Raw genomic sequence first — 12,385 nt, 5'->3', positions numbered from 1 at the left:
TCAGGTGCTGGCGTGAGGCCTTCATCTCGTGAAGGTGAGCCACAAGCCCCCCATATCCCCCTGACTCAAACCGGTTCGCTGCACGGCACATTCAGAGGCCAACCGCTCTCCGCAGACGCCCGGTCGCTCGTGAGGGGTCGGACGATCAGTCAGTCCTGGTTCGTACTCTTCTCTCAACCGGGGCAGTAGTGATATCACTTGACCCCGAGTGATCGACTGGTCACGGATGCGCGGGACTCGGGGGGTTGGGAGAAGTGTCTGACGGTGTCGACATCGGGGCGGACGACAGCGAACCGCCGCCGCTCACCCTCATCGGCCCCTGGCTGAGAACCCATGCCGTACCGTCCCCGAAGAAGATCGTCTTCTCGTACGACCCTGACGAGTTCGAGGAGTTCGTCAAGGAGTGGGTTCCCGCCCTGACGACCAAGTACGTCGCGGTGCAACGGCACGGCGGTTCCGGGGATCACGGAGTCGATGTCGCCGGCTACCTGACCCCATACGGGCTTGAAGGCACCTGGCACAACTACCAGTGCAAGCACTACGGGGAAGCCCTGACGTGGTCGAAGGCCGCTCCGGAGATCCGCAAGATGTTCGCGTCGGTGGTTGGCGGGTACTTCACCATGCCCCAGCAGTACGTCTTCGTCGCACCGATCATTGGCCCCAGCCTCGTCCGGCGCTTGTCTAAGCGCAGTGAGTCCCAAGCCGAATTCCTCAAAGAACTGGCTTCCACCAGCGATCCCGTCATCGCGTCGCTCACCCCCGAGAAACGGCGCGAACTCCAGGAGCTCGCCGAAGCCACGGACTTCTCCATGTTCACCACCCTGGACCTGGACGACATGTTGTCGTTGCACCAGACCACCCCGCACTGGGCGGTGCGATTCCCCCAACCCCCGGCACCACGTCCGCGAAGGATGCTTCCGCCTGACGCCCACGCCCCGACGGAGGCCCGTTACATCCAGCAATTGGTGCGAGCGTACGGCGAAGTCTGGGGCGAGCAGGCCAATACCCTTGACCGCATCGCCGAGCACGACGAGGCGCGGAATCACCTGCGCAGGCAGCGTGAGGCCTTCTACAGCGCGGAATCACTGCGCCTGTTCGCCCGCGACTCGACCTCGGACGGGCACTTCGACGCCGTCCTCGACGACGTCCACGACATCGTGGTCGAGGTCGCAGCCGGCAGGTTCGAGTTCGGATACGACCGCATGCAGGCGGTCCTGGCCGCCTCCGGGAACGTCGAGCTCACCAAGACGATCCTCACCGAGTTCGTGCGACCGCTGGACCGCAAGGGGGTCTGCCACCACCTGGCGAACGCCGACCGTTTGACCTGGTGCCGCGGAGGTGCCGCGTGAATCCGCTGAACAGCCCCCTCGAGGTCGGGATGCGTGCACTGGTCCTCCTCGCCGAGAGCCATCCCGAACCCCTGGATCTGGCCCAGATCACCCTCCTCGACTACGCGCTGCTGCACAGCGGGGATTTCGACGGCCCACCCAGCCTTCATCCCGACCTACCCGCCCGGTCCGGCGAACTGGGCGCGAAGCGAGGCCTGTTGGAGAAGGCATTGCTCGTCCTGATCCGCGCCGAGCTGGCCCGGCTGGAACCCACGGACGATGGCCTCGTCTACCGCGCGACGGAGCGAGGGCCCGCGTTCGTCGAACTTCTCGAAGCCCCGTACGTCGAGCGCCTGCGCGAGCGCGCCGAGTGGGCTGTCCACCAGTACGCGCCCGGCGCCGACGTGCGGGCTGACACCCGTGCGCTGCTCAACCGCCCCGCCGAGACGCCCCTACCCCCCGAGGTTCCCCGTGGATGACCTGCGACTGACCCACCTGACGTACGCGGGCTCCGGAAGGCCCACCGCCAGCGTGGCCTTCGGCGCCGAACTCACCGTCATCTACGGCGCATCCGACACCGGCAAGTCCTTTATCGTCGAGTCCGTCGAGTACATGCTCGGTGGTGCGCGTCTGCCACTCATCCCCGAAGCCGAGGGTTACAGCCAGATCCTCCTCGGGCTGAAGCTGCCGGACGGGGCGCCAATCACCCTGGTCCGGCGACCGGGCGCTGGCACTGTCGCCGTCCACTACGAGGACCTGCGCGACCTGGTCACCCGGAGGTCCGACCGGGAACTGACCGCGGTCCATCGCTCGGGCAGCTCTCGCAGCCTCTCCGCCATGCTCCTCGCAGAACTCGGTTATGCCGACACCCGAATCCGTAAGAACGACGCCGGCGGTACTCGCGGACTGTCCCTTGCCGACCTCGTGTACCTGTCTCTGGTGACCGAGACCCGCATGGGCGACGCCCTCTCCCCTGTCCTGCGGTCGAACGCAGCGAACGGCAAGACCGCTGCCGCCTCGGTGATGAAGTACCTGCTGACCGGCGAGGACGACCCGGTGGTCGACACCGGTCCGAACGCTGAACAGCGCCGGGTTCACAAGGGCCAGATCGGGCTCCTCGACCAGATCGTCGTCGAACTCTCCGCCAAGCTGACGACCAGGGAGAACGCCTCCCAGCTGCGCGAACGACTGACGCGGATCCAGACCACCATCGACGGCCAGTCCCGTTCCCTTCGGGTAATCACCGACCGCCACGTCGGCGCGGTCTCCGCCCGCATGAATGCCGCGCAGGAGCTCGCCGCCGTCGAGTCCCGCCTAGCCGAGGTCCACGACCTGCTCACCCGATTCGGGCTGCTGGAACAGCAGTACCGCTCCGACCTCGACCGGCTCGCGATGGTCAGCGAAGCCGGCAGCATCCTCGGCTACTTCCGCGTCGGCACCTGCGTGTTCTGCGGCGCCGAACCGGAACACCAACACCACGGCCATGGGGAGCAGGAGACGACCCAACTGCACGCGGCCGTCGAAGCTGAAGCCGCCAAGACCGGCTCGCTCCTCGCCGATCTCCTCCCGACCATCGCTGACCTGCGGACCCAGCTGGACGAGCTCGTCGGACGAAGGGGCGTCCTGCTCCTGCGGGCCAGAGAGCTCGACACCGAGATCTCCAAGGCCGAGGAGCGCCTAGCGCCCCTGCGGACGCACATGGACGAACTCCTGGGGGCCCGCTCAACCGCCGAACGCGAGCTCGAACTCCACGCGCGAATCGAGGAGTTGGACGACCGACGGTCCAAGCTCGACGGGGCGGGTGCGGTCCGGTCCCAGCGGCCCGCCAGCCACATTCCCGCCCGGGTGCTCTCTAAGTTCGACGATGTCCTGAGGCGGACACTGAACGCCTGGTCAGTTCCCTCGGTCGAGTTCGCTGAGTACGACCAGTACGGCATGGATGTCCGGGCTGGCAGCCGCCCCCGCTCCGGCCGCGGCCAGGGTGTGCGCTCGGTCCTGCACTCAGCGTTCACAACCGCCCTCGCCCGGTACTGCCTCAGCGGGGGCCTGCCCCACCCCGGCTTCGTCGTCCTCGACTCCCCCGTGGTCACCTACCGCGAACCGGTAGGAGAGGACGTCGACATCACCTCGAATGTGGTCGACCACTTCTACCAGGACATGCTGACCTTCCCCGGCCAGGCCATCGTCATCGAGAACGGCGACCCGCCGAGCAGCGTGCTCTCCTCGGCCACAACGTACCGCTTCACCGGCCCTGGCGGAGGCCGGCCCGGCTTCTTCCCGTCCTCCCCGACCAACAGCGAGGCGTGATCATCGGCGGTCAGACGGTCAAGATCCACGTCTCCCGGATCCTGGCCGCCCTGAGCCTCCTCGACCAGTTCAAAGGGGCGCTCAGGCCCGCGTGACTCGCGGCTCGCCGTCATGAACATCGGGATCCGATAGCAGAAGCTGCCGTCGCATGTCCCGCCACGGCCGCACACGAGAGGTTTTCGCCCGATCAGGCAGGTCACCGGTGCTCGGGGTTCTCGAAGTCGAAGCGGCAGCCGGCGTCCCACTCGGAGCGCTGGTTGCCGTGGGCGGGGATGCCGCCGGCGTCCTTGAGCAGGCGGGCGAGGTGGAGGAGGTTCCAGGTCATGAAGGTGGTGTTGCGGTTGGTGAAGTCGTTCTCCGGCCCGCCGGAGCCGGGGTCGAGGTAGGAGGGGCCGGGGCCCGCCTCACCCATCCAGCCCGCGTCGGCCTGCGGCGGGATCACGTACCCCAGGTGCTGGAGGCTGTAGAGGACGTTCATCGCGCAGTGCTTGGCGCCGTCCTCGTTCCCGGTGATCAGGCAGCCGCCCACCCGGCCGTAGTAGGCGTACTGGCCCTCGGCGTTGAGCAGCGAGGAGCAGGAGTAGAGCCGCTCGATGACGCGCTTCATCACCGAGGAGTTGTCGCCGAGCCAGATCGGGCCGGCCAGGACGAGGATGTCGGCGGCCATCACCTGGCTGTAGAGGATCGGCCAGTCGTCCGTCTCCCAGCCGTGCTCGGTCATGTCGGGCCAGACGCCGGTGGCGATGTCGTGGTCGACCGCGCGCAGGACGTCGACCTGGACGCCCTGGCGCTGCAGGATGCCGGTGCTGAGGTCGATCAGGCCCTGGGTGTGGCTGCGCTCGGGCGAGCGCTTGAGCGTGCAGTTGATCACCAGGGCGCGCAGGTCGTCGTAGCGGGGCGGGGTGGACATGACGGGGCCTTTCGACGTGGCTGGGGATTGGCAGACTTGACGTTGCGTCAGCTCGTGCGGTCGGCAGGTGGGAGGACCGGGGTGAGCAGCATCCGGCCGGCCGTCGCGGTGCCGGCCATCACGGTGGTGAGGGTGGCGTCGAAGAGCGGGCGCAGGTTGCGCTCGTGCCAGAGGGTCTGCGTGGTGGCCCGGACGGCGTCGCGGGCGCGGGCGACGGAGAAGCCCTCGACGAGGTGCTTCAGCGGCTCGGCGGCGGGGGCGGTGACCGGGTCGAGCTGCGCCTCGAAGGCGGCCCGGGCCTCCACCTCGGCCTCGGCGAGCAGGTCACCCACGGTGCGCAGGTCGGCGTGCACGGGTGGGGTGTCGGGGGTGGTGCGGCACTCGATGCAGGTGGTCACGACGGCGAGCGGCAGATCGTGGCCGAGGTGGGCATTCAGCCCGGCGAGGGCGTACTGGACCGGCCAGAGCGCCCGGTCGTCCCTGGCTTCGAACAGCGGCTGCCAGGCCTCGTTCACCGGGCGGCCGGACTCGGCGGCGTCCACCGCGTCGAGGTAGAGATTGGCGAAGGCCACGTCCAGCCGCTCGACGAAGACCCGGTCGTGGAACCGGCCGGCCGCCAGGCCCTCGCCGGTGAGCTCGCTGATCCGCAGGCGCAGCCGGTCCACGCAGGCCACGCCGTCGCGCGGGTCCAGCCGGGCCTCGTGCTCACGCAACCGCTGGACGACCTCGGCGGCGCTCTGTGCGGCCCTGGCCCGCGACTGGGTCATGGCTTCCCCTCTCCGAGGCGTTGGTGGTGCCGTCCGGTCCGACTGCCAGCTATACACACGGCCCGCCGCCACCGGGCGGGGGCGCGTCCCGGACACACCGCGACGAGTCACCCGAACCGCCCACAGGGCAGCCACCGCCGGACCGGGGACCGGCCGCGGACGCCCGACGGGGCGGGGATGCCGGAAAGCCCGACGGGCCGCCCCCGCCGGTCGGCGGTGGGCGGCCCGTCGGGCGGGAGCGCCGGTCAGGGGTGGGCGGCTCCGCGTGCGGAGACGTCCACCCAGTCCACCCGCATGGGGTGGCCGGGCTCGGTGGCCGGGCCGGGGGTGCCGCCGAAGGCGGCGGGGAGGTTGCCCCCGACGGCCACGTTGAGGATGAGGAACAGGCCGCGGTTCACGGCCCGGTCCCAGGCCGCACGGTCCGTGCGGGCGGCCGTCACCCGGTGGTACTCGGTGCCGTCGAGGTACCAGCGGACCTGTTCGGCGCCGGGGGTGAGGTCGACCTCCACGGCGAAGCGGTGGAAGCCGCTGCGGCAGTCCGGGCAGGGCCGCTCACCCGAGCCGAGGCCCTTCGGCTCCTGGCAGGGGCCGCCGTCCAGGGTGCCGCAGTGCATGGTGCCGAAGACCGCGTCGCGACCGTTGACCTGCTCCATCACGTCGAGCTCGCCGATGGCGGGCCAGCCGGTGTAGCCGTTGCGCAGGTCGGCGCCGAGGGTCCAGAAGGCCGGCCAGTAGCCCGCGGCGGCAGGGCCGGTGACGTCGGGCAGGGCGATCGAGGCCTCGATCCGCAGCACGCCGCCGGGCGGGGGCGTGAAGTCGGCACGGCGGGACTCGATCCGCCCGGAGGACCACCGGCCGTCGGCGGCCCGGGTGGGGACGATCTCCAGGGCGCCCCGGCCGTCGAGGCGGACGTTGTCGGTGGAGTCGGTCATCGTCTCGACCTCGCCGGTGCCCCACTGCGGGGCCGGGCAGCCGGGGTAGCAGGTACCCAGGTCGTACTGCCAGGTGGCGGCGGAGGGGCGGCTGCCGGCGGCGCCGTCGAAGTCGTCGCGCAGCAGCCTGGTCCAGCCGTCGGCACCGGGGCGGCCGGTGGCCGGGGCACCGCCGGGAGCGGTACCGACGGCGGGAACGGCGCCGCTCTCGGTGAGCAGCCGGTCCAGCCGCGGGGTGAGCACCACGGCGGCCACGTTGGTCAGGTGGGCGTCGTCCCGGTAGAGCAGGATGCGCTCCAGGACGGCGGGGCAGCTGCGGCCGCTGCCGGGGCAGACGACCGGGTTGACGGAGACCGACTGGACGCCGGGGACGCGCCCGGCGGCGATCTCCTCGGCGAGCGGGTCCGCCCAGAGGGCCCGGCCGCGCTCGAACTCGCAGGCCGCCGGGTCGTCGGTGTGGCCGGAGACGCAGGCGGGGACGTCCGTGCCGGGGACGGGCGTGTCCTGGAGGTAGACGATCGGCACGCCGAGCGCGCGCAGCGGTGCGAGGGTCTTCTCCCATCCCTGGAGCAGGAGTTCGCGGTCATCGGTGTAGCGGTTGAGGGTGGAGACGGCGATCAGGCGGGGCTTGGGGCCCTGCTGGATCCGGGCCAGGCTGTCCGCCCGCCAGGTGTCGCACTCGCGGTAGGTGCGGCCCAACTGCGGGTTGGCCACGGTGATTTCCGGCAGCGGGCAGCCCTGCTTGACCAACTCCTGCAGCGCCCAGTGGCGTTCGGCCGCGATGGCCAGCATCGGGGAGAACCACTGGCCGGCGTGCGAGTCGCCGAGCAGCACGATCCGGTCGGGGCTGCCGGTCTCGCCGAACAGGCAGGCCGGGCTGGTGGTGGTGGCGGGTGCGACCTCGCACTCGCCGTCGGGCGGGAAGTCCTGGCGGGCCTGGACGGCACCGGGGACGATCGGGCCGCCCTTCACCGGGCCGGCGGTGCGGACCAGCAGCGAGGTGCCGTCGGGCGAGCCGGGCGGCAGCCCCTGGAGGTCGACGGGCGCGGCCGGGCCGAGCAGGCGCAGCGTACCGGTGCCGACCACCAGCGCGAGCACCACCGGGAGGACCACCGCGGCGAGCCCCAACGAGAGCCCGCGGCGCGGGAGTTCGGAGACGGTCCGGCTGCGGCGCAGCGGCCGTTCGACCCAGCGCATGACGGCGGCGGCGGGCAGGGCCGCGGCCGCGGTGAGCGCCACCTTGACGGGCCAGTCGAGGGTGCCGAGCTTTGCGCCGGCGAGGACCAGCACCGGCCAGTGCCAGAGGTAGAGGTTGTAGGAGAGCCGGCCGAGGGCGCGCGGCGCCCGGGTGCCGAGCACCCGGTCCACCCCGAGGGGCGCGGTGGCACCGGCCCGGTCGGGGGTGCCCGCCAGGATCACGGCGGCGGTGCCGAGCGTCGGGACGAGCGCCGCGACGCCGGGGTACGGAGTCCCGGTGTCGTACGCGAGCACGCAGCCGACCACGGCGAGGGCGCCGCCCCAGCCGACGAGCAGGCGCAGCGGCCGCGGTCCGCGCAGCAGGTGCCAGGGCAGCAGGGCGAGGAGCGCACCGACCCCGAACTGCCAGACGCGGGACGGCGTGCCGAGGTAGGCGAGCGAGACCGAGTCGTGCGTCCAGTGCAGCGAGAGCGCGAACGAGCCGACGGTCAGGGCCGCGGCGAGCAGGGCCGCCACGGGCCGGACGGACCGGCCCCGGCGGTCGGTACGGCCCTTGCGGACCACCCGGAGCACCAGGTAGCAGGCGAGCGCGAGCAGCGGCCCCCAGAAGAGGTAGAACTGCTCCTCGACGGCGAGCGACCAGAAGTGCAGCAGCGGGCTCTCGTCCCGGCCGGCCGCCAGGTAGTCGGTCTGCTGGGAGACGAAGCGCCAGTTGGCGACGGAGAACGCCGCCGCGAGGACGTCGTGCTCCAGGTCGGCGCGCCGGAGCGGGACGGTGAGCCAGGCACCGATCAGCGCGACCGCGCCGAGCACGACGGCGGCGGAGGGCAGCAGGCGCCGGGCCCGCCGGGAGAAGAACTCACCGAGCCGGATCCGGCCGGTGGTGACGGCCTCGCGCACCAGCAGGCCGGTGATCAGGTAGCCGGAGATGACCAGGAAGACGTCCACGCCGACGAAGCCGCCGGCCAGGCCGGGGACGGAGGCGTGGAAGGCGAGGACGGCGAGCAGGGCGACCGCGCGCAGGCCCTCGATGTCGGGCCGGAACCCCGGCCGGGGCGCCGGGCCCGGGGAGTCGGAACCCCGGGAGGCGGCACTGCGGGAGACGGCACTGCGGGGCACGGGCCCCCGGGCTCCGGCGCCGCCGGGCGGCGGGCCGGGAATGGTGTAGGCGTCCGGACGGATTTCCGGTACCGCGGGTGTGTCCATGGGTGGTGACGACCTTTCAACCCAGCCAGGGCAGCATCGGGCGGACCCAGCCGGAGGCGAGCAGGGCGGTGAGCACGAGCAGGGCGGTGGCGGCCAGCCCTTCCGGCCAGCGCCGGGGGAGCATGCCGACGCGGCTCACCGCGGTGGTGGACGCACTGGTGGACGCACTGCTTCGGGCGTCCCCCCTGATCTCGCCCACGAGGTCCCGGATCAGCGGGAGGCCGATCTGGGCCTGGACGGCGACGTAGAGGCCGAGGCCCCAGGTGGGCTCCCAGCCGTTGCGGGCGACGGCGAGGGCGAGGCCGGCCGTGGCGGCGCCGAGCGAGGCGATCAGCCAGCCGAGCGAGAACAGCACCACCCGCCGGGCCAGTCCGCCGGGCTTGGCCCGGCCCGCGCCGGTGGGCACCCAGGCGGCGCTGCGGCCGCGCAGGGTGTGCCAGAAGGCGGCGCCCGCGGCGACGCTCATCAGGACGTTGGCGCGGATCACCTCGATCCGCCAGCGGGTCCGGCTGATCCGGGGCAGCAGCACGTGCCAGAGCCAGAGCGGCGCGAGCAGCGGCAGCACGTGCCACGGCCGGATCTCGTCCGGGTACCAGAACATCATCACCAGCGGCGGCAGCGGGGCGGCGAAGGTGTTCACCACCGCGGCCAGGTAGCCGACGATGCCCTCCTGGAAGCAGAGCCGCATCCGCCAGGGCGCGCCGATCCGCTTCAGCACGGGCGAGCCGAGCAGGTGCAGGTTGCCCATCGCCCAGCGGTACTGCTGGTTGACGAAGGAGGCCAGGGTGTCGGGCGAGGTGCCCTTGGCGACCAGCACCGGAACGTAGAGGGTCCGGTACCCCTGCTCGTACAGGCCGAGCCCGGTGAACAGGTCCTCGCTGTGGTCGAGTTTGGCGAAGCCGCCGGCCGCGTCGATGGCCGTGCGCCGGTAGACGGCGTTGCTGCCGCAGCAGATCGCGGCGTCGCTGGCGTCCCGGGAGGGCTGGATCCAGCGGAAGAACCACTCCTGCGCCGAGCCGGCGGCGCGCTGGATCCAGCTCATCGTCTCGTCGGTGTCGAAGCACTGCGGGCTCTGCACGATGCCGATCCGCGGGTCGGCGAAGTACGGCACGAGGTGGCGCAGGAAGTCCGGCCGGGGCGCGAAGTCGGCGTCCAGGATGGCGATGTACTCGGCCCGGCTGACGGTGAGCGCGTGGTTGAGGTTGCCGGCCTTCTTGAGGTGGCCCCGGTCGGGGCGCACCACGTACGCGTACCCGTGGGCGGCCGCCAGGTCGGCGACCTCGGCGCGGTCGGCGTCGTCCAGCACCCAGACGGTCAGCGCGCCGGGCCAGTCGAGGGCGCCGACCGCGCGGTAGGCGTTCTCCAGCACGTCGAGCGGTTCACCGCAGGTCGGCAGGTAGAGGTCGACGGTCGGCAGCTCGCCGGGGTTCCAGGCGTGCACCAGCACTTCGTGCGACTGCCTGGTCAGGCGGCGCTGGCGCAGGCTGTTGACGGAGGAGATGACGAGGGCGACGACGTTGAGCCCGAGCACCGCGAGGAAGGCCCAGAGGGCCGGCGTCCGCAGCGCGAAGGTCAGCATCGTGACGGCGGTGAGGACGAAGGCGAGCGAGGTGGCGACGAGCACCCACCGCCGCTGCGGTCCGAAGTACCAGTAGAGCTCCTGGTCGGAAGGAGGTTGCGGAAGGTGCGACGAAGGGTCCGGACGATGCGAAGGAGACTCCGAACGATGCGCAGGAGGAGAGAGATGTTGGACAGTCATGTGGCCCCCACAGCCGTGGATCTGACAGCTCCGGCCGCCACAGTACCGCATTGGTATAGACCATTTGTTACAGCCGTCCGCGCCTCGGAACAGCTCTGCCCGGACCGCCCACCACCCCGTGATCATTCGACCCGTCCGGGCAGGCCGAAGCGGGAAGCACCAGGTCACACGGGGGTTAACAGCCGCCCAACATCCCCACGCCCGGTACTTCCCGCCGCTCTCGTCCCGGCTGTCGCTGCTACCCCACCGGCCAGCCGTCGACGGTGGTGACGGCACGGTGGTACGGGCCGTCCGGCCCCGTGCTGCGGTAGTCCTCGACCGAGCCGCCGGTCCGGACGGTGGAGTCGCCGTCGTGCCGGTGCGCGGTCGGGCGCAGGGTGTGGTCGACGCCGGAGCGCTCGGTGGTCCGGCCGCCGACGGTGGCGGTGGCATCGCGGTGGTAGCCGAGGTCCATCGCCGTCCGCTGGTCGCTGTTGCCGGCTGCGTCCCGCGTCACCAGGTAGCTGACGTCCAGCGGCTCGCCCTCGTGCACGGTGCTCGTCCGGTACGGGCCTCCGCCCCGGGTGGCGGTGGTCCGGGTGAGGTCGGTGCGGTTGTGCAGCGTCAGGTCGTTCCCGCTGTCACGCAGTCGCTGGGTCGAGCCGAACGCCAGGTCGTCCCGGACTTCGGTGGTGACCCGCCCGTGCGAGGTCTGCACCCAGCCGCGGGCCAGGTCGTGCCGAGCCGCGGTGACGCGCCAGTCGCCACTGCCCCCGCCCCGGTCGGTCAGCGCCGTGCTGACGGCGGCCTCCGGAGCGACCCGGTACTCGGTGAGCTGGCCGGTGGTACGCGCGGCACCGTGGTCCACGTCGGCGAAGAGGTTGACCTGCCCGCTCCAGAGGTCGTTGCCCTGCGCCTCGGCGGCGTTGACGGTGACCCCCACCACATGCGGGCGCCCGTCCAGCAGCAGGCCGACGTACGGGGTGAGGTCGATCCGGTAGGCGGGCAGGTCGAAGGCGAAGATGCCGGGGGTGGGCCGCCAGAGCAGTGGGTCCCAGCCGCCGGTGTAGATCACGGGGTACGGCCAGACGGCGCCGGCCGTCCGCCCGTCGATGCTCAGCCGCAGCTCCCGGAACGGCCCCTTCCCGCAGGCCCCGATCCCCGGATTGGCGCGCACGAACTCGTCGGGCGCGGAGGCGTACGCGAACTCCTCGCACGCTCCCCCGCCCCGCGCGTACACCTCGGCGGTCAGCCGCTCCAGGTTCGGCGGGAAGGTGAGTTCGCGCGCCGCCGTCGGGGCGGCCTGGGTCAGCCCGAACGCCCCGGTGGTGAGCACCTGGTCCGCGGTGCGGGCGGCCGGCCAACGCGGCGAGGTGGCGTAGAAGGTGAGGCTCGCCGAGATCCGGAAGACCCCGGTGTAGGTGGCGTCCGTGACGTTGGCGAGGTCGAAGGAGAACGGCTGCGGCCCGGCCGCGAAGAGCGGCGCGTACCGCGTGACGTCCCGCTCGACGGCCCACTCGATGCCGTCCTTGGACGGCTCCGGCGTGGACGAGAGCAACACCTGCACCCCGCCGACCCGCACCCCGAACAGCCGGTCGAACTGCCGCCCGGCCACCTGCCCGTGCAGGTCCAGCACCACCGCCGACCACGGCCCGGCACACCCGGCGGGCGGCGCGACCGTCGCCGTGTACGGCGTGTCCGGCGGGTTCCCGTATCCGTCCTGGAACGCCCGGTCGTGCATCACCTCCACCGTGCACGCCGGGGTGTCCGGCCTGGTCAGCGGCTTCGCCGCACTGACCGGGTCGTGATAGTCGGTCCCGAAGTCGGCCTGCGCCGGCCCGGCCGCGGCCACCGCCCCGGCCAGCACCAGCACCAGGGCCCCGGCCACCCGGCCGGCCCGGCGAATCAGCGTACGGACAGCCACGGCGTCCCCTCCTCCACCCGGTCGAACAACCCGGGCATCCTCCCGACACTGGCATGCCACCGTCAAGAGAGCATTC

The 12,385-nt window shown here is 71.8% G+C and carries 8 protein-coding genes; 3 read left to right on the top strand and 5 right to left on the bottom strand.

Features of this window, described 5'->3' with window-relative positions; genetic code table 11:
- The first annotated feature begins 254 nt into the window (after positions 1-254).
- Genes OH807_RS31860 through OH807_RS31850 form a run of 3 tightly spaced genes read left to right on the top strand, consistent with a single transcriptional unit; the run spans position 255 to position 3,635 of the window.
- Positions 255-1,349 carry an ABC-three component system protein gene (locus tag OH807_RS31860; protein ID WP_406205912.1) on the top strand — a complete coding sequence of 365 codons (1,095 nt, stop codon included), beginning with the start codon at positions 255-257 and terminating at the stop codon, positions 1,347-1,349.
- Complete coding sequence (locus OH807_RS31855) at positions 1,346-1,807, top strand: ABC-three component system middle component 2 (RefSeq protein WP_406205909.1); 462 nt, start codon at positions 1,346-1,348, stop codon at positions 1,805-1,807. Before OH807_RS31860 ends, OH807_RS31855 begins: the two co-directional genes overlap by 4 nt.
- Positions 1,800-3,635, top strand: a complete 1,836-nt coding sequence (locus OH807_RS31850; RefSeq protein WP_406205906.1) for a hypothetical protein — start codon at positions 1,800-1,802, stop codon at positions 3,633-3,635. The genes OH807_RS31855 and OH807_RS31850 overlap by 8 nt, the downstream gene beginning before the upstream one ends.
- A 196-nt stretch (positions 3,636-3,831) precedes the next feature.
- On the opposite strand, the gene OH807_RS31845 is transcribed toward OH807_RS31850, so the two are convergent.
- From OH807_RS31845 to OH807_RS31825, 5 genes are all read right to left on the bottom strand, one after another.
- Positions 3,832-4,545, bottom strand: a complete 714-nt coding sequence (locus OH807_RS31845) for a flavodoxin family protein (protein ID WP_406205903.1) — start codon at positions 4,543-4,545, stop codon at positions 3,832-3,834.
- Positions 4,546-4,592: 47 nt separating this feature from the next.
- Positions 4,593-5,312: a DUF5995 family protein gene (locus OH807_RS31840; protein ID WP_406205900.1), complete on the bottom strand. Its 720-nt coding sequence runs from the start codon at positions 5,310-5,312 to the stop codon at positions 4,593-4,595.
- Between the two features lie 245 nt (positions 5,313-5,557).
- On the bottom strand, positions 5,558-8,560 hold the full coding sequence (locus OH807_RS31835; RefSeq protein ID WP_406205897.1) for an acyltransferase family protein: 3,003 nt from the start codon (positions 8,558-8,560) through the stop codon (positions 5,558-5,560).
- Positions 8,561-8,663: 103 nt separating this feature from the next.
- Positions 8,664-10,271 (bottom strand): glycosyltransferase family 2 protein, encoded by a 1,608-nt coding sequence (locus tag OH807_RS31830; RefSeq protein WP_406205895.1) that lies wholly within the window; start codon positions 10,269-10,271, stop codon positions 8,664-8,666.
- A gap of 373 nt (positions 10,272-10,644) precedes the next feature.
- Positions 10,645-12,309 carry a peptide-N4-asparagine amidase gene (locus OH807_RS31825; protein WP_406205893.1) on the bottom strand — a complete coding sequence of 555 codons (1,665 nt, stop codon included), beginning with the start codon at positions 12,307-12,309 and terminating at the stop codon, positions 10,645-10,647.
- Between the last annotated feature and the right edge of the window lie 76 nt (positions 12,310-12,385).

The organism is Kitasatospora sp. NBC_01560, from assembly GCF_045208415.1.
Lineage (GTDB): Bacteria > Actinomycetota > Actinomycetes > Streptomycetales > Streptomycetaceae > Kitasatospora.
This window is presented reverse-complemented; position numbering and strand designations above follow the sequence as displayed.

What these genes read in the sequence shown, in the direction of transcription:
- OH807_RS31840 (WP_406205900.1), bottom strand. Translation starts at nt 5,312, where the DNA reads ATGACCCAGTCGCGGGCCAGGGCCGCACAGAGCGCCGCCGAGGTCGTC.
- OH807_RS31845 (WP_406205903.1), bottom strand. Translation starts at nt 4,545, where the DNA reads ATGTCCACCCCGCCCCGCTACGACGACCTGCGCGCCCTGGTGATCAAC.